This window comes from Pseudomonas savastanoi, from assembly GCF_020917325.1.
Taxonomy (GTDB): domain Bacteria; phylum Pseudomonadota; class Gammaproteobacteria; order Pseudomonadales; family Pseudomonadaceae; genus Aquipseudomonas; species Aquipseudomonas amygdali.
The window spans coordinates 4,030,643-4,053,620 of the sequence record NZ_CP076652.1; the positions used below are offsets into that span (position 1 = coordinate 4,030,643).

Annotated in this window: 18 protein-coding genes; 10 read left to right on the plus strand and 8 right to left on the minus strand. The window is 59.8% G+C overall.

Annotation, left to right across the window (positions count from 1 at the left end):
* Positions 1–63 precede the first annotated feature (63 nt).
* The gene (locus KP808_RS16995; protein WP_230016533.1) at positions 64–3,585 is read left to right on the plus strand and encodes a glycosyltransferase; all 3,522 of its coding nucleotides are present in this window, start codon (positions 64–66) and stop codon (positions 3,583–3,585) included.
* A gap of 63 nt (positions 3,586–3,648) precedes the next feature.
* On the opposite strand, the gene KP808_RS17000 is transcribed toward KP808_RS16995, so the two are convergent.
* From KP808_RS17000 to KP808_RS17030, 7 genes are all read right to left on the minus strand, one after another.
* The gene (locus KP808_RS17000) at positions 3,649–4,665 is read right to left on the minus strand and encodes a ketoacyl-ACP synthase III (RefSeq protein WP_057455990.1); all 1,017 of its coding nucleotides are present in this window, start codon (positions 4,663–4,665) and stop codon (positions 3,649–3,651) included.
* Positions 4,666–4,670: 5 nt separating this feature from the next.
* Positions 4,671–5,312: a dTDP-4-amino-4,6-dideoxy-D-glucose acetyltransferase VioB gene (vioB, locus tag KP808_RS17005; protein WP_230016534.1), complete on the minus strand. Its 642-nt coding sequence runs from the start codon at positions 5,310–5,312 to the stop codon at positions 4,671–4,673.
* A complete protein-coding gene (locus tag KP808_RS17010; RefSeq protein ID WP_230016535.1) occupies positions 5,309–6,070 on the minus strand; it encodes an SDR family NAD(P)-dependent oxidoreductase in 762 nt (253 codons plus the stop codon). The genes vioB and KP808_RS17010 overlap by 4 nt, the downstream gene beginning before the upstream one ends.
* A gap of 53 nt (positions 6,071–6,123) precedes the next feature.
* Complete coding sequence (locus tag KP808_RS17015) at positions 6,124–6,333, minus strand: hypothetical protein (RefSeq protein WP_058401306.1); 210 nt, start codon at positions 6,331–6,333, stop codon at positions 6,124–6,126.
* 276 nt (positions 6,334–6,609) lie between these two features.
* Positions 6,610–7,305: a sensor histidine kinase gene (locus KP808_RS17020; RefSeq protein WP_010212559.1), complete on the minus strand. Its 696-nt coding sequence runs from the start codon at positions 7,303–7,305 to the stop codon at positions 6,610–6,612.
* Positions 7,302–8,903 carry a tetratricopeptide repeat-containing response regulator gene (locus tag KP808_RS17025; RefSeq protein WP_122281114.1) on the minus strand — a complete coding sequence of 534 codons (1,602 nt, stop codon included), beginning with the start codon at positions 8,901–8,903 and terminating at the stop codon, positions 7,302–7,304. The genes KP808_RS17020 and KP808_RS17025 overlap by 4 nt, the downstream gene beginning before the upstream one ends.
* Before the next feature lie 366 nt (positions 8,904–9,269).
* Positions 9,270–9,944, minus strand: a complete 675-nt coding sequence (locus KP808_RS17030; protein ID WP_005731537.1) for a TIGR04211 family SH3 domain-containing protein — start codon at positions 9,942–9,944, stop codon at positions 9,270–9,272.
* A gap of 452 nt (positions 9,945–10,396) precedes the next feature.
* Between KP808_RS17030 and ppnN the strand changes: the two genes are divergently transcribed.
* The gene (ppnN, locus tag KP808_RS17035) at positions 10,397–11,770 is read left to right on the plus strand and encodes a nucleotide 5'-monophosphate nucleosidase PpnN (RefSeq protein WP_002554339.1); all 1,374 of its coding nucleotides are present in this window, start codon (positions 10,397–10,399) and stop codon (positions 11,768–11,770) included.
* A gap of 51 nt (positions 11,771–11,821) precedes the next feature.
* On the opposite strand, the gene KP808_RS17040 is transcribed toward ppnN, so the two are convergent.
* Positions 11,822–12,691: a helix-turn-helix domain-containing protein gene (locus KP808_RS17040; protein ID WP_230016536.1), complete on the minus strand. Its 870-nt coding sequence runs from the start codon at positions 12,689–12,691 to the stop codon at positions 11,822–11,824.
* A 152-nt stretch (positions 12,692–12,843) separates the two neighbouring features.
* Here KP808_RS17040 and pobA point away from each other — a divergent pair, with 152 nt between their 5' ends.
* From pobA to KP808_RS17080, 8 genes are all read left to right on the plus strand, one after another.
* Complete coding sequence (gene pobA, locus KP808_RS17045) at positions 12,844–14,028, plus strand: 4-hydroxybenzoate 3-monooxygenase (RefSeq protein WP_005731534.1); 1,185 nt, start codon at positions 12,844–12,846, stop codon at positions 14,026–14,028.
* A gap of 453 nt (positions 14,029–14,481) precedes the next feature.
* Positions 14,482–15,807, plus strand: coding sequence for an MFS transporter (locus tag KP808_RS17050; protein ID WP_230016537.1), 1,326 nt, complete (start codon positions 14,482–14,484; stop codon positions 15,805–15,807).
* 170 nt (positions 15,808–15,977) lie between these two features.
* The gene (gene dapA / locus KP808_RS17055; RefSeq protein ID WP_230016538.1) at positions 15,978–16,856 is read left to right on the plus strand and encodes a 4-hydroxy-tetrahydrodipicolinate synthase; all 879 of its coding nucleotides are present in this window, start codon (positions 15,978–15,980) and stop codon (positions 16,854–16,856) included.
* A gap of 10 nt (positions 16,857–16,866) precedes the next feature.
* Complete coding sequence (locus KP808_RS17060; RefSeq protein ID WP_230016539.1) at positions 16,867–18,036, plus strand: iron-containing alcohol dehydrogenase; 1,170 nt, start codon at positions 16,867–16,869, stop codon at positions 18,034–18,036.
* Positions 18,033–19,292: a four-carbon acid sugar kinase family protein gene (locus KP808_RS17065; protein ID WP_230016540.1), complete on the plus strand. Its 1,260-nt coding sequence runs from the start codon at positions 18,033–18,035 to the stop codon at positions 19,290–19,292. Before KP808_RS17060 ends, KP808_RS17065 begins: the two co-directional genes overlap by 4 nt.
* Positions 19,285–20,319: a 4-hydroxythreonine-4-phosphate dehydrogenase PdxA gene (pdxA, locus tag KP808_RS17070; protein ID WP_005731526.1), complete on the plus strand. Its 1,035-nt coding sequence runs from the start codon at positions 19,285–19,287 to the stop codon at positions 20,317–20,319. The genes KP808_RS17065 and pdxA overlap by 8 nt, the downstream gene beginning before the upstream one ends.
* Positions 20,320–20,397: 78 nt before the next feature.
* Entirely contained in the window at positions 20,398–21,813 is a 1,416-nt protein-coding gene (locus KP808_RS17075; RefSeq protein WP_005744538.1) for a sodium:solute symporter family protein, read from the plus strand.
* Positions 21,800–22,924 (plus strand): sialidase family protein, encoded by a 1,125-nt coding sequence (locus KP808_RS17080; protein ID WP_230016541.1) that lies wholly within the window; start codon positions 21,800–21,802, stop codon positions 22,922–22,924. The genes KP808_RS17075 and KP808_RS17080 overlap by 14 nt, the downstream gene beginning before the upstream one ends.
* The last annotated feature ends 54 nt before the right edge of the window (positions 22,925–22,978 follow it).

Below are 22,978 nucleotides of genomic sequence, written 5' to 3' on the forward strand. Positions count from 1 at the left end.
GATCATGGACGCCGACTGCGTTGCCCGGTTGGTTTTTAAAACTTTTTCAAAAGTGGTATTGCGATGAGTTCTTCACGCCTGGTCAGTATTGTCATCCCCGCTTACAAACCGGCTTTCTTCGAAGCAGCGCTTGCCAGCGCGCTGCGCCAGAACCACGACGACATCGAGATCATCATCACCGACGACTGCCGTGACGATGGCATCAAGGCTATCGTCGAAAAGCTCAGCCCGGACAGCCGCTGGCCCATTCACTATTTCAAAAACGCAACGCCGCTGGGCGAACCTCACAACATCGCACACGCCATAGCGCGTGCGCAGGGTGAGTACATCAAGTTTCTCTACGACGATGACATCCTTCTCCCGGACTGCGTGCGCCTGATGTTCGATGTCATGCACGACAGCCCGGACATCAAAGTCGTGTCCGCGACCAGAAAGAGGATCGACGCCAACGGCACTCTGCTGGCAGACAACCTCTACACGGCCTACCCATTCGGCAAAAACGTCGTTCTGGACGGTCCGGAGCTGGTGTCCTTTCTGGCCAGTCACCCGATCAACTTCGTCGGCGAGCCCAGTGCAGTCATGTGTCGTCGCGAAGACCTGCTGGTATTCGGGCAGGACATCATGTCCCTGCAACAGGTGCTGATCTGGGGGCTGGGTGATTTGGCCATGTACGCAAAGCTCTTGCGTCATGGCAACCTGGCGATGCTCGCCCGCCCGCTGTCCTATTTTCGGGTGTCGGATCAGCAGAGCAGCGAGGCATTCAGAAAAGACCCGACCCTGCCTCGCGAAGGTCACGCCAACTTCAGGCGCATTCCCACAGAGCTGGGCTGGGTAAGGCCTGACGAGCTCAATGGCAAGGTCAAGGTTGCTCCGCTGTCACAACGCGACAATATTCAGGAAATGGACCTGCTGGCCTACTTCGACAGAAGGCCCGAAGCTACCGTTCGAAATACCCGTGTCGCTGGCTGGCTCGGTCAGCGTAGACCTACGCCAGCCCAGCATGCGTTGCTCAACGAGCACCTGCAACAACACAACGGCGGCCCTGCGATTGCTATTGTCGTGTCAGATTTCAATCAGCAGCCCGAGAGCGTGCTGAGCACGCTGCAAAGCCTGGCGTCCGACGCGCCGCTGCTCGACAAGCTCAAGGTGTTTGTCCTTGCCGACTACGACCGGGACCAGCAGACGCCGCTGCAAGCGCAACTGCCCTGGCGGGATGCCAGCGTGGAAAACCGTGCAACGGTCATCAACGCGCTGATGCAGGAAAACGATCAAGCGTGGTGGATCCTGGTCGACGCCGGCACGACGTTCACCTCGAGCGGCCTGCTGTGCGCCGTCATGAAAATGATCGAAACGCCCGAAGCCTGCGCAGTGTTCGGCGACGAAGTGACCCTGCATGCGCAGGCAGGCGCGCATCTGGCCTTTCGCCCGGACTTCAGCCTGGATTACCTGCTGACCTGCCCGGCGGCAACCAGCCGCAACTGGCTGTTCAATCGTGAAAAAGCTCTGGAGGTGGGCGGCTTCGACCCAGCCCACGCGCAGGCCATTGAACTCGACCTGATCCTGCGCATGATCGAGGGTCCGGGCTATACCGAATTTGCGCACTCTTGCGAGCCGATGATCATCTCGCCCTTATGGCAGGCACAGGAGAACTACGATCAGGCGCGCACCGTGCAACGGCATCTGCACATGCGTGGCTACCCAGGCAGTAAGGTGCATGCGCTGGAGTCGGGACTTTACCGGATCGATTACGGCCATGCCGAACAGCCTCTGGTCTCCATTCTCGTCACCTCGCAGGATCAGCTCGAAACGCTGCTGCCCTGCGTAGAGAGCATTCTGGAAAACACGACGTATCCGCACTATGAAATTCTGATCTGCGACAACAACAGCCAGTCGGCACAGACCACGCAATGGCTGGCGACCATCGATTCGATGCAGTCGGAACGGATTCGCATCGTTCGCCACGAACAGGCACTGAGCCCGTCGGCGCTGCTCAACTCTGCAGCCGAACACGCGCTGGGCGACTATCTTGTGATGCTCGACAGCCACGCCCTGATCATTCAGCAGGACTGGCTCAACCACCTGCTCAACCACGCACTGCGCCCTGAAGTGGGTGTTGTCGGCGCGAAACTCATTTCGACGGATGGTAATGTCGTGCAGGCCGGCATCATCATGGGCCTCAATGGCACCGCGGCCACCGTCACTGCCAGCGACATCGCAGGATCTGCGAGCGATGCGCAACGTCTGGAAACAGATCAGAACTACAGCGCTGTCAGCGGCTCCTGCCTGATGATTCGCAAGTCCGTGCATGAAGAGGTGCAAGGCCTGGACGAACACTTGTTCCCCCTGCACTTCAATGATGTGGACCTGTGCCTGAAGGCGCGCAGCACCGGGCATCTGGTCGTCTGGACACCGCACGCCATCGTCGCGCTGCGCCCGGACGACGCACAGAGCGACGCTGAAGCACTGGACTTCGCGACGCGCGCGCTCTACCACCGCTGGCTGCATTACATGGCCTGGGACCCTGCATACAACAAGAACCTGATGCTGACTGACAGTTTCGTCGCCCAGAGCAACCCGCAGTTGAGCTGGCGGCCGTTGACCCACCGTCCACTGCCGGTGGTCCTTGCTCTGCCCTGCAATCATGCGGCTGCCGGCAATCGCATCAGCACCGCGCTGCAAAGCCTGAGCGCCGAGCGCGAGGCAGACGGCATCATCAGCCATGCGCCGCTTCCATTCGTGGAAATTGCCAGGCTCAGCCCGGATGCAGTGGTCATCCAGGGGCCGATAGATGAAAGCCTGATTGCCAGCATCAACGCGATCAAGGACCACACCAACGCCTGGGTGGCCTACGACCTGCCGCACTACCCGGCGTACGCTGAAATCGACAAGAGCGCTGCGCCACTCGCTACAGTGCAGGCTTCCCTGCGCCACGGGCTGGCGCGGGCAGATCTGATCACCGTCCCCACAACAGCACTGGCGGAGCTGCTAGAGGGCTCACACCTCAACATTCAGGTGGTTGAAACCCGACTTGCGCCTGATCCGTGGCGCAATCTGCGAAGCCAGCGCCAGACTCGTCCCAGACCTCGTGTAGGTTGGGTAGGCACGGCGACAGAAACAGGCGACCTGCTGATTCTGTCAGAAGTCATCAAGGCGCTGGCAGACCGTGTGGAGTGGGTCATCATGGGACCTTGCACGCGCTGGCTACGCCCTTACATTCATGAACTGCGTTCGCCCGTGGAGGGCACCTTGTTCCCCGAGGCGTTGGCCAGTCTGAATCTGGATCTGGTATTGGTGCCGGCCGAGTCGAATCTGATCAACCGGAGCAAAAGCCCGGTGGCCTTGCTGGAGTTTGGTGCCTGCGGTTTTCCGGTCATTTGCAGTGATGTGCTCAGCGTGCCTGAAGACCTGCCCGTCACTCGGGTGGAAAACGAAACCAATGCCTGGGTCAGTGCCATCGAGCAACACATTGACCAGTTGGATGAGTGCGCACGCAAGGGCGATGCCTTGAGGCAGGCAGTCATCGATAACTGGATGCTTGAGGCCGATCACTTGCAAGCCTGGCGCGATGCCTGGCTGAAGGGCTGATCAGGGAAGGATTCAAACCGACAACAAGCTCTGCGTCCGGGCGGTGACGCAGAGCGATGATGTTTACCAGCGTATGACGCACGCCCCCCACGAATAGCCCACCCCGAACCCGACCGCAGCAACCCGGTCGCCCGGTTTCAGCGTACCCCGGTTCAAGGATTCCTTCAGCGCAATGGGAATGGTGCACGACACCGTATTGCCACAGTGCTGGAAGGCAGAAACGAACTTCTCGACCGGCAACTTCAAACGCCGACGCAGGGCATCCAGCATGAAGTGGTTGGCCTGATGAAACACGAACAGATCGACATCGGCTACACCCAGTTCGTCATCGAACAACGACGCGAACAACTGCGGTACGCGGGTCATGGAAAACTCGAAAATCGCCGGGCCATTCATGTACAGGTGTGCATCGGTACGCACACTGCCGCCGTCATCCTGATACTCGGCAGGCTGAAGGTTTTCCGCCGAGGGTCTTCGCGCACCGCCAATCGGGACCATCAGGTTTTCCGCCCCGGAGCCATCACTGCCATAACGAAAACGCTCCAGGAAAGGCCCGCCCTCGGTCGCGCTGAGCAGGGTCACGGCCGCGGCATCACCGAACAGGGTACGAACACTTTTATCCTGCGGATGAATGTAGCGGCTGTAGGTTTCCGCCGTCACCAGTAACACATTCCGGCATTGCCCTGACTCGATCAGCCCTTTGGCGATGCCAAGTCCGTAAATGTAGCCTGAACAGCCCTGATTGAAATCGAAGGCGGCGCAGTGGGTGGGGAGCTGCAAGCGGTGCTGCAGAATGCAGGCGGTGGCGGGCAATACATAATCCGGGCTTTGCGTGCAGTAAATCAACGCGTCTACTTCGCTGCGCTGAATATCTCCGTTGAGAAACAACTTCTCGCAGGCGCGGTACGCAAGGTCGGACGCAGTTTCATCCTTGTCGACGATACGCCGCTCGCCAATACCGGTCTTCGAGAAGATTTTCTCGACATCCCACTCGGGAAATTCGCGCGCCAGTGTTTCATTGTCTAGCGAATGAGCAGGCAGTTCATATTCTATGTTCACGATCCTGGCATGAGCGCCCATGAGCGTTACCCCGATATGCGTGTGGCAGGTACACCGAATACTGTAGTGCCAGCGGCTACATTGCGTATTGCAACGCTACCCGCTCCGACCACAGCCTGTTTGCCGATCCTTACCTTTGGCAGGACGCTGGCATGCGTCCCCATGAAAACACCCTCCTCCAGCACGACACCGCCAGTGATATCGCAATGCCCGCTCAAGGTGGAGAAGTCGCCGATGTCTGCGTCATGCCCCACCAGACAACCAATATTGAGGGTTACAAATGCGCCGATACGAAGATCGACCGTGAGCACCGTTGAAGGACAGATCACCGCACCCTGACCAATGGAAACATTTTCGCCAATGATGACCGAAGGGTGAATGAGGGTGAAAAATTGCGCGCCCCTGGCAAGGAGTTTTCCAACAACCAGGCGCTTGCCGCTCGGGTCGCCGATCGCACAGACCAGATACTCTTCAGGCTTTGGCTGGTAGCCATCCACCGTCGAAACGACAGGCGGATAATGCTCGAAGCGTTCGGTCGAGCCGGGGCCGTCATTGATGAATCCGGCGATGAGCCATCCAGGGTTCTTCTCTACCCAATCGGTCAGCCACGCATGCACTTCACGGCCGAAGGCACCGGCACCTACGATGAGCAATCTATTGGCATTCATTGCGCCAGGTATCCTCCATCCACAACCATCGATGTTCCGGTCACCCAGCGAGCCGCCGGAGACAACAGGTAATTGACCGCATAGGCTATGTCCAGCGGGTCACCAAACCCCAGCGGGTGCTTCTGCTCAACCACGGCCATGGAATCGATACCGACCAGATCTTCAAGCTTGCGGGTCATTTCGGTTCGCACTATGCCCGGCGCAATGGCATTGACCCTTATTCCGTCTCTGGCCAGTTCAAGTGCCGCAGCGCGGACCATCGATTCCACTGCGCCTTTACTGGCGCAGTAGGCCATCAGAGAAGGCTGGGCAGCCTGGGCCATCACCGATGAAAGCAGAACGATACTGGCCCCTTGAACGAAGACCCCTTTCTGCCTGAATGACTTTATCAGCGAAAAGCCAGAGGTCACGTTGGTGGCAAATACCGTTTCCCATTGCTCGATTGCCAGGGCTCGAATCGGTAGCGGCATCTGTACACCGGCGGCATGCACCAGCCCGTCGAAGGGCGCGTAGGTCCTGGCCAGGGTTTTCATCCATGCCGGGACAGCATGCCCGTCAAGCAAATCGAAAGGCTCGACCCCGTGACCTTCACCGTGAAGCTGACGCCTTGTCGCTTCAAGCCGCTCGGTGTTCCTGGCAACCAGCACCACCCGGGCGCCCTGCTGACTCAGCCATATCGCAACCTGGCTGCCGATGCCGGAAGAGGCACCTGTGACCATGATCAATTTGCCGCTCAATGAAAACGGATTACTCACCACCCAACGTTCCTCTTCCGGGCTGACCGGCACCGCCTGGAAAGCCCCTTGATCGCTTATGACTCTGTAACGAGACCGATGACGTCATCCACACTCTTGCAAGCGTTGAGACGGTTGGCCGAGAGGTTCTTGTCCAGTTTTTCATTCGCAAGCGACATGAAGGTCAGGACCGCAATGGAGTCCCAATCCAGACTTTGTCCTTTGCTCAAGGTGCCTTCGTCTGCTTCCATCGCTTCTTCGATCAGCCTGAGTACTGTGTCTTCCATCTCGATGCTCCCGGACAGCCTGCTATTGGATTAAAACGCTGCGCGGACCAAAGCCGGCGCCTGACAGGACGTTAGCAATAATCGAACCAAGCCATTGAGCATACGGGGAAGCCCCTGTTACCGGGCTGGACAGGGGCAAAAGGCAGGCATTGAAGACACCAAAGTCAAAAACATGACAGGCTTATCGACAACGGGATAACGCAAGTGCGCGGCACCGCGTCAATATAATGCTGGTGCGCGGCTGTCTCATATTTCGCAGCAATTGCAGTTTGGGTTTCAGGGCAGATAAATGCTGAACATCGCCCCGCCCAGCACGCCGCCGTTGGCGATTTCGATTCGCCCGCGCATGCCGTTGCGCACATGCAGCCGGGCAATGTGCGCAGCAAAGTACAAGCCCAGGCCGGTACTGCCACTGCCCTGATTGATGCCCTGCACGTATTCGGTTTGACGCTCGATCAGATACGCCGGGTAACCGGGACCGTCGTCATTGAGGGTGATTTTCAACTGACCGCCTTCTTCACCGATGCTGATCACGATCTGCTCGCGGGCAAAGCCGATGGCATTGACGATGATATTGCCGACCACCGAGCCCACCAGTTCACGGTCAAAAAAGCCCAAGGGGCTCATGTCATCGATTTCATAGCGCGCGGCGATACCGCGGCTGGCCAGCACGTCCTGATGGTGCGCCAGCTGCGCTTCGATGAAATCGTCCAGTTCGTGGTAATCCGGACGCAACGGCAGTTGGTTGACACCAAGTTTATATAGGCCCAGCAGTTGCACGAGCATGCCGTTGAGGTTGGCGAACTCATAGTCGATGACCCCATGTTCCGGCGTGTCACGCTGCTGACCGGAAAGCTTCGCCAGCCACTCGCTGTGCGCCTGTGTCAGGGTCGCCAGCGAGTTTTTCATGTCATGTACGGTGGAGGCGATCACCATGGAAAAGTCGAGGCCCTGCTCTGTCTCTTCACTCATGCGCCAAACGCCCTCTCCCTGAGTTTCTGGTAACGCTCATAACGCGGATCACTTTCCGGAATCTTGCCCAGCACGGTCAGGCTGGCGCGGCACTCGTCAATGCCGGCCTGCCCGAGGTTCTGCCCCGGATGAAGCAGCGACTGCACCATGTTCAGCACAATACTGATGTTCTTCGGCTGCAAGCCCAGCGCGCTGCGGAAAAACGCCTGCGCCTCGGTGAGGTTACCGGCCTTGTAACTGCGCACGCCTTGCAGGTTGAAATCGACGGCAGCCTTGCTGGCTCCCAGAATCGCGGGATCGTCGGTCATGCTGGCGACGCTTTTCATCACCGCCGGATCATCGCCATAGGCTTCAGCACAGCTCTTCAGAACACTGGCACCCGCTTCTTCCTGGCCCAGTTTCTTGAGCTGCGCAGCCACCATCAGGGCAGCATCGGCACTGAGTACCTGCTGCATGCCATCGAGCCTGGCCATCGCCTGTTCGGTGAGCTTGGCTGCGGTTTCCGGGTCCGAGTGCTGCAGGCTGGCAGCCTTCATCAGGCGGGTGCGCACTTGCAGACCTTCGTCGTCGGTGTGTTCCTTGGCAACGTCGACAAGGGCGTTGTTGATCTCGACACGCGTGCGCGCATCCAGCCCCTGCTCGCCGCCCTTGCTGATCAGAGCATGTGCCAGCCCGAGGTTGGTTTCCGGGTCCTTGAAACGCGAATGCTGGCCTTGGGAAACCGCCTGGCGATAGGCTTTGGAGGCACTTTCAAAATCCTCGTTGCCCAGCGCCAGCTTGCCCAGCAGCTTCTGTCGACGGACTGCCAGAGGCGACAGGCGCACGGCGCTTTCCAGCACCGTCTGCGCTCGTTTGGCATCGCCAAGCGCTACCAGCACATCAGCCAGACCGTCGAACAGCGCCGGCATGGCCGGAAACGCCTTGATTGCCTGTTCATAGACGGCCTGCGCTTCGGCGGTCTTGCCGCGTTTGAGCAACAGACTGCCCAATGCGCCATAAGCCCACGGCGTGGCACGATCAGCCAGAATGGTCTTGAGAAAGGCTTCCAGTGGCTCGTTCTGCTTCAGGTCCCGCAAGGCATCCGCCTTGTAGCGCAAGCACAACGGCGCATAACGCGGGTCCTGCTCGATCAGCTTGTTGCACGCGGCCAGTACCTCGGCCGGTTTGCGCCGGTCGAGGGCCTGCAGAATCGGCTTGAGCAGGGTCTTGCGCTGTACCAGCTTTTCCAGGCGCTGGGCCAGCCCGGCACGGTTGAACGGCTTGGTCAGGTAACCGTCCGGCTCCCACTCAAGCGCACTCATGACCATCGCCTGACTGTTTTCGGCGGTGACCATGATGAACACGCTTTCGTAGCTCAGCAGCCGCTCGATCATCAAGTCTTCCAGCACCTGCTGGCCATTCTTGCGGCCATCACCCAGGTTGAAGTCGTGCAATACGAAGTCATAACGCTTTTGCGAGCACATGCGCAGCGCCTGCTCGCCGGTGTCGGCGGTATCCACTTCCTTGACGCCCAGTTCACGCAGCATCGACCGCACTGAACTGCGAAAGTCAGAGAAGTCATCAACGATAAGAAAGCTTTTTTGGTTGTACGCCAGCATCCGGATTCCTGCACAGGAGAGGGTGAAAATATGAGACCCACGGCCTGAAAACCACTCAGACCCGACTCGGCAGCCCATTTTTCAGGACGCACATAATAACTGATGGCAACATGCCATAACACAGTTCGCCGTTACCGCCGTCCCCGCAACAAGCCACGCGGTTCAGGGCAACACTCAGTTTTTCGACCATACGGGCAGAAACTGTAGAACGAACATCAACTTCGCGCATTGTCCGGGCGGCAGGCATGCAGAAATTTTGCGGGCTGGATCGTAATTGCGGGAGCAGGAAGGGAGTTTCGGGGAGGCTCGTCACCTATCGCTCATGCCAGCGCGCGGCGCGGGCATGAGCAGATGTTTCAGGCAGGTTTACACCCAGCCATCGTTCTTCTTGCGGCCCTTGGTCAGCGCCGGAAGGATCAGACCCACCAGCAGGCCTGCACCGGCAATGCTGCCGCCATAAACCATGTAGCGCATCATTACCTGCTTGTTCTCGTCGCCGAGCCGCGCCTGAGTGGCACGCAATTCGGCCTGAGAATCAGCCAGTTGATCGTTGAGGGTCTTGGTGCGGGCTTCCAGTTCGTCGACCAGTTTCTTGCGCGCATCAAGGGTCTCTTGCATGCCTTGCACGCGGGTCTTCCAGGTATTGTCGATGCCTGCCAACTGATCAGTCAGCTCGGTGACCTGCTGGGTCAATTGCGGCACACGTTCGGCCTGACCAGGCACCTCCTGCAGGTCAGTGCTGGGGATCCACACTGTGGAACCGCCTTCGCCGCGCACCTGGCTGAACTTGCCCGAGGAGCTGAGCAGCTCGACCTTCTGCCCGGATTTCAGCGTCCCCACAATCCGATGATCATCGGTTGGTCCGCTGCGTACGTAGGTGGTGAGGCTGTCGCTGACCCAGCGATCGCTGCCTGCGGCCTGCGCGTTGCCAGGAACGACAACGGTCAATGCAGCGCCAAACAGGCCTGCGCCGAGCAAGCGACGCGAAACAGCGAACAGGCCAGGGGCTCGGGAAAGAAGTGCGGAGAAATGACGAGACATGGCGATAATTATCTTTATCTGAAATGAAAATAAAGCCTCGTTTAACGGGCCGGCTAAGGATGGGAGCGGCAGGCGATCAAAGGTTTTGCAACTCCTGCCCGGACGGAATGTCTGCCTATCAGGCGCGCTTAAAAAGCACCTGATGATCCCTTTCGTGCAGGCCGTCCAGAAAGTCCATCAGCTAACAGACTCCGTTAACGGGGTCAGGTTCACTATTGCCCGTTGTCCGCGTCAAAATTCAGCCGCACGGTCATGCCGGGCAAGTGCCTGCTTTCAAAAGAATTCGCTTGCCGATTCAATCCTGCGATGGCGCACAAAGGCTCAAACAGGGGACGTCTGCGGTCCGGCGTTTGCTTTCCCGGCCAAGTGCTGTAGAAAAGGCTCCACAGGGGTGAATGTTCTCAATGTTCACCATCCTGATGCTCGACTGCATCGCTCTAATGGAAAATAGAATGATCCCAAGACAAGTGATTAACGCCACCGTAAGCCCGAAAGGCAGCCTTGAAACCCTGTCCCAACGCGAAGTGCAGCAACTCAGCGCGGCCGGTTCAGGCAGCACCTATACCCTGTTTCGCCAGTGCGCCCTGGCCATTCTCAACACTGGCGCCCACGTCGATAACGCCAAGACCATTCTTGAGGCGTACGAAAGCTTTGAAGTGCGAATTCATCAGCAGGACCGCGGTGTGCGCCTGGAGCTGCTCAACGCTCCGGCCGATGCGTTTGTCGATGGTGAAATGATCGCCAGCACCCGCGAGATGCTGTTCAGCGCCCTGCGTGACATCGTTTACACCGAAAGCGAACTGGACAGCCAGCGCATCGACCTGAGCAATTCCCAGGGCATCACCGATTACGTGTTCCACCTGCTGCGCAATGCCCGCACGTTGCGCGCTGGCGTAGAGCCGAAGATGGTGGTGTGCTGGGGTGGTCACTCGATCAACACTGAAGAATACAAATACACCAAGAAAGTCGGCCATGAACTGGGCCTGCGCAGCCTGGATATCTGCACAGGCTGCGGCCCTGGCGTGATGAAAGGCCCGATGAAGGGCGCGACCATTGCCCACGCCAAGCAACGCATTGTCGGCGGTCGCTACTTGGGCCTGACCGAGCCGGGCATCATTGCTGCCGAAGCACCTAACCCGATCGTCAACGAACTGGTGATCCTGCCGGATATCGAAAAACGCCTCGAAGCCTTCGTGCGCGTCGGCCACGGCATCATCATCTTTCCAGGTGGTGCAGGCACGGCTGAAGAATTCCTCTACCTGCTGGGCATTCTGATGCACCCGGACAACAAGGACGTGCCGTTCCCGGTAATCCTGACCGGTCCGAAAAATACCGAGCCGTACCTGCAACAGCTGCACGCGTTCGTCGGTGCCACGCTGGGTGAAGAAGCGCAGCGTCATTACCAGATCATCATCGACAACCCGGCAGACGTCGCCCGGCAGATGACTCAGGGCCTGAAAGAAGTGAAGCAGTTCCGCCGCGAGCGGAATGACGCGTTTCACTTCAACTGGCTGCTGAAGATCGAGGAAAGCTTCCAGCACCCTTTCGATCCGACTCACGAGAACATGTCGAAACTGCAACTGAACCACGACGTGCCCACTCACGAGCTGGCCGCCAACCTGCGCCGGGCGTTTTCCGGGATTGTCGCGGGCAATGTCAAGGACAAGGGCATTCGCCTGATCGAGGAGCACGGGCCTTATCAGATTCAGGGCGATCCTTCGATCATGGGGCCGCTGGACAAACTGCTGCAGGCGTTTGTCGATCAGCACCGGATGAAGTTGCCCGGTGGCGCGGCCTACGTGCCGTGCTATCAGGTCGTGGCCTGATCCCACGGCAATAACCGGCAGGCAAACGGGGCGCTCTTGAGCGCCCCGTTTCTATTTCTGCTGACGAAACGCTTTGGGTGACTGCCCGGTAGCGCGTTTGAAGAAGCGCGAAAAATAAGCGGGCTCGGAAAACCCGAGGCTGTCGGACACCTGATTGATGGTCATGGTGGTGTAGATCAGGTTGCGCCTGGCCTCCAGCAACAGCCGCTGGCTGATGATCTGCAAGGCCGACTGGTTGCACAGGCGACGACACAGCGAATTCAAATGCGCGGCGCTGATGCCCATGGCCTGCGCATGCTGGTGAATGGACCAGTGCTCGCGAAAACTCGCTTCCAACTGATGCATGAACACCTGCAAATGCTCACGGCCGCGGTCCATGGCGTGAATTTCTTCGCCAGCATGCTCGCTGCTGCGCCGACTGAGCCAGACCACCAGCACGTTGATCAATGAATGCAACATCAGATCGCGACCAGCCCTGGGCTGCCGGTACTCACGGGCGATGGCGCTGAACAGCGTATCAACGTAATGGCTGTCCGACCCTAGCTCGTAACACCGTGCCGTGCGCATTGCCGAGCTGTCGAGTGCCGTCTCAAGCTGCTCCACCAAGGGTTTGGCCAGACTGAGAATGTGCCCCTGGATATCTTCGGCAAACCTGAAGGTGTGCACGCTTAACGCCGGAACCACCTGCAGCGAAGGTGTCTCGACCTCGGTGACCACATCCTCGACCTTGAGCATCGCCCTGCCGGACTGCACATACAGCAACTGCACCAGATCTCCATGGCGATGCGGCTTGATCTCCCATTCGTGCATCTTGCTGCGCTCGGGGATCGACTCGCAATGGATCAGGTCCGGGGTCGGCCAGGCGGCTGTTTCCCCGTAAAGCTTGAACACCGGTATCGTTGCAGTGGCAGGTCTGGCCATGTGTTGCTCTCCCGTCCGGATCCTCGAAAAGTCCAGATAATGCGTCGAATATTGCCTTCTTATCTCGATGGCATCCATTAAAAATGCAGGAGACAAAAACAATCATATCCCGCTGATGACGCTTGGCAGGGATCAAAAACAGGACCATCGCCATGAAAACCCAGGTTGCCATTATCGGTTCAGGCCCCTCAGGGCTGCTGCTGGGCCAACTGCTGCAGCGTGCCGGCATCGACAACGTAATTGTCGAGCGCAAGGACCCCGATTACATCCTCTCGCGCATCCGCGCCGGCGTGCTTGAGCAAGGCATGACCGACCTGTTGCGTGAAGCAGGCGTCAGCGAACGAATGGACGCCGAGGGCTTGATTCATGACGGTTTCGAGCTGGCCTTCGACGGGCGCTGCGAGCGTATCGACCTGAAAACACTGACCGGTGGCAGAACCGTGATGGTCTACGGCCAGACTGAAGTCACCCGCGACTTGATGGCCGCGCGCGCAGCAGCAGGTGCGATGACTGTCTATGACGCGTCTGACGTGAACATCCACGACCCAAAAACCGACAGTCCCTATGTCACGTTCGTGAAAGACGGCGAAACCGTGCGCCTGGACTGCGACTACATTGCCGGCTGCGACGGTTTCCATGGTGTATCGCGGCAATCGATCCCGTCTGAAACGCTGAAAATCTTCGAGCGCGTCTACCCGTTTGGCTGGCTGGGCGTACTGGCCGACACGCCGCCGGTCAATGAAGAGCTGGTCTATGCCAATCACCCGCGCGGCTTTGCCCTGTGCAGCATGCGCTCGGCCATCCGTACCCGCTATTACGTGCAGGTCAGCGCCGAAGAGAAGGTCGAAGACTGGTCGGATGAACGCTTCTGGACCGAGCTCAAAGCCCGTCTGCCCGAGCATCTGGCAGACCGCCTGGTGACCGGCCCGTCCATCGAGAAAAGCATCGCGCCGCTGCGCAGCTTCGTGGTGGAGCCCATGCAATATGGCCGTCTGTTCCTGCTCGGCGATGCTGCGCACATCGTCCCGCCGACCGGTGCCAAGGGCCTGAACCTGGCGGCCAGCGATGTCAGCACGCTGTACCGGATTTTGCTCAAGGTCTATCGCGAAGGCCGTACTGACCTGCTGGAAAAGTATTCACAAATCTGCCTGCGCCGCGTGTGGAAAGCCGAGCGCTTCTCCTGGTGGATGACCTCGGTACTGCACAACTTCCCCGACACCGATGCGTTCAGCCAGCGCATCCAGCAGACCGAACTGGACTACTACGTCGGCTCGCAAGCCGGGCGCAGGACCATTGCCGAGAATTATGTGGGCTTGCCGTATGAGGCGATTGAGTAGCGTATTTCACCCGTTGCGTCCGGTCTTGAGCCGTGTCGCCAAGAGGACGCGGAGCGTCCTGAAAGGCATGCCGACGCGGAGCGTCGCACGATAGCGGTAGTGAGATCATCGTTCCGCACGCTCCAGCGTGGGAATGCAGTTCTGGACGCTCTGCGTCCGATCTTAAGCGGCGTCGCCAAGAGGACGCGGAGCGTCCTGAAAGGCATGCCGACGCGGAGCGTCGCACGATAGCGGTAGTGAGCTCTGCGTCCAATCTTGAGCCGCGTCGCAAAAGGACGCGCAGCCAACTGATGCAGGCCAGCGCAGAGCCTTACGTTGTGCAATCACACAACGCACACCCTTCACAGCCGTGCAAAACCCCAAAGCGTTTTCATGGACACCGCCCTATGATCGGGAGTGCACCCGACAGCTCCATAGCTGCATAAAAACAACAAGCACAGAGGAACACACGCCATGACCGCTACCTCGACCCACGAGGCGGGCGACGCTGACGGCAATCATGTCTACCGTCGTATCACCCTGCGCCTTATCCCGTTTATCTTCATCTGCTACCTGTTCAATTACCTGGACCGCGTGAATGTCGGCTTCGCCAAGCTGCAGATGCTCGACGCCCTGAGTTTCAGCGAGACTGTCTATGGCCTCGGTGCCGGTATCTTCTTCATTGGCTACGTGCTGTGCGGCTTGCCCAGCAATCTGGCGCTGAACCGCTTCGGGCCGCGCCGCTGGATCGGCCTGATGATGACTACCTGGGGCATCTTCTCGACCTGCCTGCTGTTCGTCACCACGCCGGTCGAGTTCTACGTGCTGCGCTTTCTGACCGGCATGGCAGAAGCCGGTTTCTTCCCCGGCATTGTGCTGTACCTCTCGCGCTGGTACCCAAACCAGAGGCGTGGGCGGATCATGGCACTGTTCATGTCGGCCATTCCGGTCTCCGGGCTGTTGGGCGGTCCGTTTTCCGGCTGGATCCTCAACCACTTCGCCGCGGGTCAGGGCGGCATGGCGGGCTGGCAGTGGATGTTCCTGATTCAGGGCCTGCCGACCGTTGCGCTCGGTGTGCTGGCGTTCGTTCTGCTGTGTGACAAGGTCGAGGAAGCTCGCTGGCTGACGCCTGAGCAGCGTCAGCGGGTCAAGACCGATATCACCAACGATGAACTGAGCCGCCCGGTGCAGGGTAAAAGCTCGGTGGCTTCGGTGCTGAGCATGCCGTTCATATGGATTCTGGGCTTTATCTATTTCTGCATTCAGAGCGGTGTCTACGCAATCAACTTCTGGCTACCGTCAATCATCAAGAACCTCGGTTTCAGCGATGCCCTGGTGATCGGCTGGATCAGCGCCGTGCCTTACCTGATGGCAGGCGTGTTCATGCTGCTGGTCGGCCGCTCCGCCGACCTGCGCAATGAGCGCCGTTGGCATTTGGTGGTGCCGATGCTGATGGGCGCCACGGGCCTGATCATCGCCGCCAACTTCGCGACAGTGCCCATCATTGCTATTCTCGGCCTGACCATCGCGACCATGGGTGCCCTCACCAGCCTGCCAATGTTCTGGCCCTTGCCAACCGCACTGCTCAGCGCCAGCGTTGCAGCGGGCGGGCTGGCGCTGATCAACTCGATCGGCCAGATGGCAGGGTTCCTCAGCCCGTATCTGGTGGGCTGGATCAAGGACCAGACCGGCTCGACCACTCTGGCGCTGTACTCGCTGGCCGCGCTGACCATCGTCGGCAGCCTGGTGGCCTTGCGGGTCAGTCGTCAATCGGCAGGCAAGGTTGCGGCGACCGCCTGAACTTAACCACACAGTTCTTTTGAGCCAGGCCATGTGCCTGGCTTTTTGATTGAACCTGTCACTTTCAGGCAGAAAACCTACTCACACGTGAAAAAAACGATCAAAACGCTTGCCAGCAATGATTGATTCAATCAATATCGTTTTACTAAAAATAAAACGAGAACCTGGCCATGCAATTTCGCGGCATCATTCCAGCTCTGGTCACACCCTTCACCGCTGATCAGCAACTCGACGAGCAGGCCCTGCGCAATCTGATCGAAAACCTCCTGAATGCAGGCGTTCACGGGCTTTTCGTACTGGGCACCAATGGCGAATTCTTTACCCTTTCCGAATCGGAAAAACTCAAAATCGCTCGAATCACTGTCGAAGCCGCGGCAGGACGTGTGCCGGTTGTGGTCGGTACCGGCGCGTTCGCTACGCATGAAGTGATTGAAATGAACAAAAAGATGATTGATGTGGGCGCAGATGCCCTGTCGATCATCACACCGTACTTCAACGCCATCAGCCAGCCCGAGCTGATCAAGCACTACACCGCCATCGCCGACGCTTCCGAGCTGCCGCTGATGATGTACAACATCCCGGCCAAGACCGGCATGTCGATCGGCATCGGTGCAGTGGCAACCCTCAGCCAGCATCCGCAGATCAAGGGCATCAAGGACAGCGCCGGCAATTTCGACGCACTGGTGCAGATGATGCACTACCGCAGCGACGACTTTGCGGTGTTCGCCGGAACCGACTCGCTGATCTACTGGAACCTGCTGGCTGGCGGTGACGGCGCCATTGCTGCAACCGCCAACGCCGTGCCGAAGGTGGTCATGTCGATCTGGAACAACTTCCAGTCAGGCAACCACGAAGCGGCCCGTGCCGCGCAGGAAGCCCTGCGCCCGCTACGCGATGCCTTCGCGCTGGGCACCATGCCGGTGGTGCTGAAAACCGCAACGCAACTGCTCAATGTCCCGGTCGGCCCATGCCGTGCGCCCGTGCAGCCGCTTGATGCCGCCGCACTGGAAAAACTCCAGAACCTGTTGGCCGTCTACCGCCAAGACTGAGGTAATCGCGATGTCTGCTACCTACCACTTCCAGACTGTGAAACATGTGGTCCACGGCCCCGGCAGCCTCGACCTGCTGAGCGAAAAACTGCCGCTGCTCGATGTGCCGGTCAAAAGCGTGATTCTGGTTACCCAGAACGCCATGCATAACCTGGGGGTTACCCAGCGCGTCACCGAGCAACTCAATGCGCAGAATATCCGTGTGCACATGCTTGATAACGTCGAAATAGAACCGACGCTGGAAAATATCGAGCGGGTATTCCGCGAAGATGTCGCGCCGCACGCCCCGGACGCCCTGATCGCGATTGGCGGGGGCAGCGTGCTGGATGCCGCCAAGCTGTTCGCCGTCATGCTGACCAACGACACACCGCTCAGAGACCTGCTGGGCATCGACAAGGTGACTCACCCCGGCAAGCCTATGGTGCTGGTCCCGACCACGTCCGGTACGGGGTCGGAAGTGACGCCCAATGCCATCGTCACTCTGCCCGATGAAGAACTGAAGATAGGCGTCGTCAGCCGTCATCTGCTGCCAACGCTGGTCATTCTCGACCCGCTGCTGACCCTCAGCCTGCCGCGCCCGATCACCGCCGCGACCGGCATGGATGCCTTCACCCACTCGCTGGAGTCCTTCATCTCCACCAAGGCCAACCCGATCAGCGATGCGTTTGCGCTGGAATCGATGCGCCTGATCGCAGGCAGCATTGTCGAAGCCTGGCAACAACCGGAATCGGTTCGCGCACGTGGCGATATGCTGCTGGGCTCGATGTATGGGGGCCTGGCGCTGACCGCCGCCGGAACCGCAGCGGTGCATGCACTGGCTTACCCGCTGGGCGGCAAGTTTCACGTCACCCACGGCGTGGCCAACGCCATGCTGCTGCCCCACGTGATGGCTTTCAATCTGGACAGCTGTGCCGAACGCCTCAAGCGCGCGGCACTGGTCTGCGGCGTGGCGCAGCAGGACGACAGTAACGAGACCGCTGCTCACAAGCTGATCGAACAGATTCGCCAATGGACCCAAGTGCTGAACATCCCACAAAACCTGCGTGAATTCGGGGTTGCCGAAGAGCATCTGGCGGACATGGCGGTAGCGGCTTCCAAGGTCACACGCCTGATGACCAACAACCCCAAAGCCCTCAGCCTGGATGATATCCAGCAACTGTATCGGTGCCTGCTGCCATGAGCCGCGCCGAATTTCCGGGCCTGCTGATCATTGCTGACGACCTGTCGGGGGCAGCCGATTGCGCAGCGGACTTTGCTTCACGGATCGACACTCACGTGGTCCTGACCGGCAATGCCAAAGACTTGTCGGGGGTGATCGCCATTGATGCCGACTCACGTCGCCTTGACCCGCAACAGGCCGCCGAACAGAACCGCGCAGCCCTGCAACAGCAGTCCCGAACCGGGATGGCGCTGTACAAGAAAATCGACTCCACACTGCGCGGCAACGTCGCCAGTGAGGTCGATGCCTTGCAAGGCCTGCGCGGCATGGCGCTGGTCGCTCCGGCGTTCCCGGCCATGAAACGCACGACCGTTCAGGGCGTGCAATTGATTGACGGTGTGCCGGTCGATCAGAGCGATGTCTGGCGCAACGAGAACCTGCACGGCACCGGCAACCTGCTGGATCTGTTTGTCGCGCAGGGCCTGCGTACCCAGTGGCTCGGCCTGGACACCCTGCGTGATCCTTCACGGCTCAAAACCACGTTGCGCAACGCACTTGAACAGGGTGTGCAGGCGCTGGTCTGCGATGCAGAACTGGACAGTGACCTGCTGCAACTGGCCCAGGCATCGGTGGCCTGGCATGACGAACTGTTCTGGGTCGGCTCGGCCGGGCTGGCTCGCCATCTACCGCACGCCTTCGGGCTGGCCGAAGCCTTGCCGATCAAGGTCGAGCCGCGTGCACCGGTGCTGACCGTGGTGGGCAGCATGTCCCGGCATTCTCAGGCCCAGGCTGACCGGCTCGCACAGGCCAGCAAGCCACTGTGCCTGACACTGCAACCGGCAATGTTACTCAATGAAGATGCGCACGCCGAGCGCGCCGCAGCGTACCTGCAACTCCAAGAACATCTGACCGACGGGCGAGATGTGCTGGTACGCCTCGATCAACAACAACGCGACCCGGCGCAGGCGGCCACATTGAGCAACGCGCTGGCGCAGTGGCTGGCCCCCGCCCTGCCCCATGCCGGTTCAATGGTAGCCACCGGTGGCGAAACCGCCAGAGCCATTCTGATTGCAGCGGATATCAAACGCTTGACGCTGTTTGGCGAACTGGCCACCGGCGTGGTTCTGGCCGAGGCCCGACTGGGCAAGCACACGTTCAATGTCGTGACCAAAGCCGGGGGGTTCGGCAACCCCGACACCTTGCTCACCGCCTGGCAACTGCTCCATGCACCGGCTGCGACCGGCACCCCTTTCAACGAGGAAGCTTCCTATGTCTGAGCGTCTGTCTGAACGTCCCGTCATTGGTATCACCATGGGCGACGCCGCCGGGGTGGGACCGGAAATCATCATGAAAATGCTCACCCACGCCTCGGTGTACGCCACCTGCCGTCCGCTGGTGATCGGCGATGCCCAACGCCTGGAAGACGCCAACCGCATCGTCGGCAGCCAGTTGCGCGTCAACAGCATCGCCAGCCCTGCAGAAGCCCGTTTCACCCAGGGCACGGTGGACTGCATCGATCTGGGCCTGATACCCGCTGACCTGCCCTACGGCAAACTGTCAGCGGTGGCCGGCAATGCAGCCTTCCGCTACATCGAGCGCACCGTGCAACTGACTCAGGCCGGTGAGCTGGACGCCATATGCACCGCCCCGCTAAACAAGGAAGCGCTGCACGCAGGCGGGCATATCTTCCCCGGCCACACCGAAATGCTCGCGCACCTGCTGGGCATCGAAGAAGTCTCGATGATGTTGATGACCCCGACCTTGCGCGTCATTCACGTCACGACGCACATCGGCATCATCGACGCCATTGCGCGGATCGAGCCAGGGCTGGTCAAGCGCACCATCGAACGCGCCCGGGAAACCCTGATCCGCGCCGGTATCGAAAATCCGTTGATCGCGGTGTGCGGCATCAACCCGCATGCAGGGGAAAACGGCCTGTTCGGTTATGGCGAGGAAGCCACCAAGATTCAGCCCGCAATCGATGAACTGCACGCCCGCGGCTGGCGCGTCGAAGGCCCGCTGCCCGCCGACACGCTGTTTTTCCGCGCCGGACGTGGCGACTTCGACGCGGTGGTTGCGATGTACCACGACCAGGGTCACGGCCCGGTCAAGGTCATGGGCCTGGAAGCCGGCGTCAACGTAACCATCGGCCTGCCAGTGATTCGTACCTCGGTGGACCACGGCACCGCCTTCGACATTGCCGGCAAAGGCATTGCCGACGAACGCAGCCTGATCGAAGCCATGCGCCAGGCCGTGGAACTGGCAACCCGTAAACGCGACACCCGCAATTCCATCGCCGTCTGAGGCCGCTGCACTGACTGCAGCGGCCTAACCGAGCGGCACCCCATAACGCGCCAGAACAACAACAATGGAGCGAGACTGATGGATACCTTCAACGCGCAAGACACCTCGATCATCATCGGCATGGTGGTCGTCTATATCGTCATAACCACCTGGATGAGCATGCGCCTGCGCAGCAAGACCAGCGAGCAATACATGGTCGCCTCGCGCACCATGCCCGCCTTCGTCGTCGGCGTGCTGATGATGTCCGAGTTCATCGGTGCCAAGTCTACGGTCGGTACGGCACAGGCCGCATTCGAGAGTGGTTTCGCCGCCTCCTGGTCGGTGATCGCCGCGGCCATCGGCTTCCCGCTGTTCGGCCTGTTGATGGCGCGCAAACTGTACAGCTCCGGCGAGTTCACCATTTCCGGCTTCATCGCCAAAAAGTACGGCACCTCCACCAAACTCGCGGTCTCGATCATCATGATCTACGCGCTGTTGCTGGTGAACGTCGGCAACTACGTCAGCGGCGCGGCAGCCATTGCCACGGTCCTGAAAATCAACCTGACCACCGCGGCGTTCATCACGGCGATCATCAGCACGCTGTACTACGTGTTTGGCGGCCTGAAAAGCGTGGCCTACATGAGCATCCTGCACACCGGGGTGAAATACATCGGTGTATTGATCGTACTGGGCGTGGCGTTGAAAATGACCGGTGGCTTCAGCCCTGTGGTGCAGAACATGCCCGAGCATTACTTCACGTGGGACGGGGCCATCGGCGGCTCGAAAATCATGGCCTGGATCATCGGCACGGTCGGCGCGATTTTCTCCACGCAGTTCATCATTCAGGCCATCTCCTCGACCCAGAATCAGAACGCGGCACGCCGCTCGACCTTCTACGCCTCGCTGCTGTGCATCCCGATTGCCCTGGCGCTGGGCTTCATCGGTGTCGCCTCCAAATACCTGCACCCGGAAATGAGCAGCCTGTACGCCCTGCCGATCTTCCTGCAATCGATGAGCCCAGTATTGGCAGGCGTGGTGACCATCTCGCTGGTTGCCTCGATTTTCGTCAGCGTCAGCACCGTGGCGCTGGCCATCGCCTCGCTGGTGGTCCGTGACTTCTACGTGCCGTGGCGCAAGCCGTCGGTGGATCAGGAGTTCAAGACCACCCGCCTGATTGCACTGGTGATCGGTTTCGTGCCGCTGTTCTTCGTGTTCTTCGTGCCCGAGATCCTTAACCTGTCGTTCTTTACCCGTGCACTGCGGCTGTCGATTGCCGTGGTCGCCATGATCGCGATCTACTTGCCGTTCTTCGGTTCGGGCCGAGGCGCTACCCTGGGGTTGATCGCTTCAGCCATCACCACCAGCGTCTGGTATCTGCTGGACAACCCCTACGGCATCGACAACATGTATATCGCGCTGGTGACACCGGCTATCGTCATTGCCATCGAGCGCCTGCTGCCCCAGTCCGCGTCGTCCAAACCTGCTCAAACCGAGGTTCCCCATGCCAACCGCTGATACCCGCCAGGACGCGTTCCTGCCAACGCCTTACGCGCAGAACCATGCCGCGAACCTGCACGAGCTGGCCGACGGCACGCTGCTGTGTACCTGGTTCGCCGGTACTCAGGAGGGCATGGCCGACATCTTCGTGCTGCTGTCGCGCCGCGACCCGGCCACCGGCGTCTGGAGCGAGCCGCAGAAAATGTCCGAAGATGCGTCCCGCTCGGAACAGAACCCGATTCTGTTCCAGGCACCCGGTGGCCCGTTGTGGCTCATCTGGACAGCACAGATTTCCGGCAATCAGGAGACCGCCATCATCCGCCGTCGTCTGTCACTGGATAACGGCCAAAGCTGGGGGCCGATTGATACCCTGTTCGACGAGCCCGGCACCTTTGTGCGCCAGCCGCCAGTGGTGCTGGATAACGGCGACTGGTTGCTGCCGGTCTGGTACTGCATCACCGGGCCCGGCGAAAAGTGGGTCGGCAACCATGATGTCAGCGCGGTGATGATCTCCAGCGATGAAGGCCACAGCTGGACGCGCCACGATGTGCCGGACAGCACTGGCAGCGTGCACATGAATGTTCATCAATTGCCGGATGGCAGCCTGCTCGGCCTGTTCCGCAGCCGCTGGGCGGACTTCATCTACAGCAGCCGCTCAACAGACCGTGGCCACTCCTGGAGCGCCCCGACGCCGACCGAACTGCCCAATAACAATTCGTCGATCCAGTTCGTGAAGCTGGCGACCGACGAACTGGCCCTGGTCTACAACCCGGTCAGTGCCGAGGGCCACGCCCAGCGCCGGGCCTCGCTGTACGACGAAATCGAGGATGAGGGCGACGACCGCGTCACACCGGGCGCACGTCAGGACGGCAAGGCAGCGGTGTGGGGCATCCCCCGCGCACCGATGAGCCTGGCGATCTCCCGCGACGGCGGGCACAGCTGGCCAACCCGGCTGGATCTGGAGCTGGGTGACGGCTTCTGCCTGACCAACAACTCGCAGGAAAAGCTCAATCGCGAGTTCTCCTACCCCAGCATCATTCAGGCCGCCGATGGCAGCCTGCACGTCGCGTTCACCTACTTCCGGCAGAAGATCAAGCATGTTCACATGCCGCTGAACGCGATCCGCTGACCCACCCGCGTCGATTGGCCTGTTGCCGATCGACGCCTTTGCGGAACCCATGTC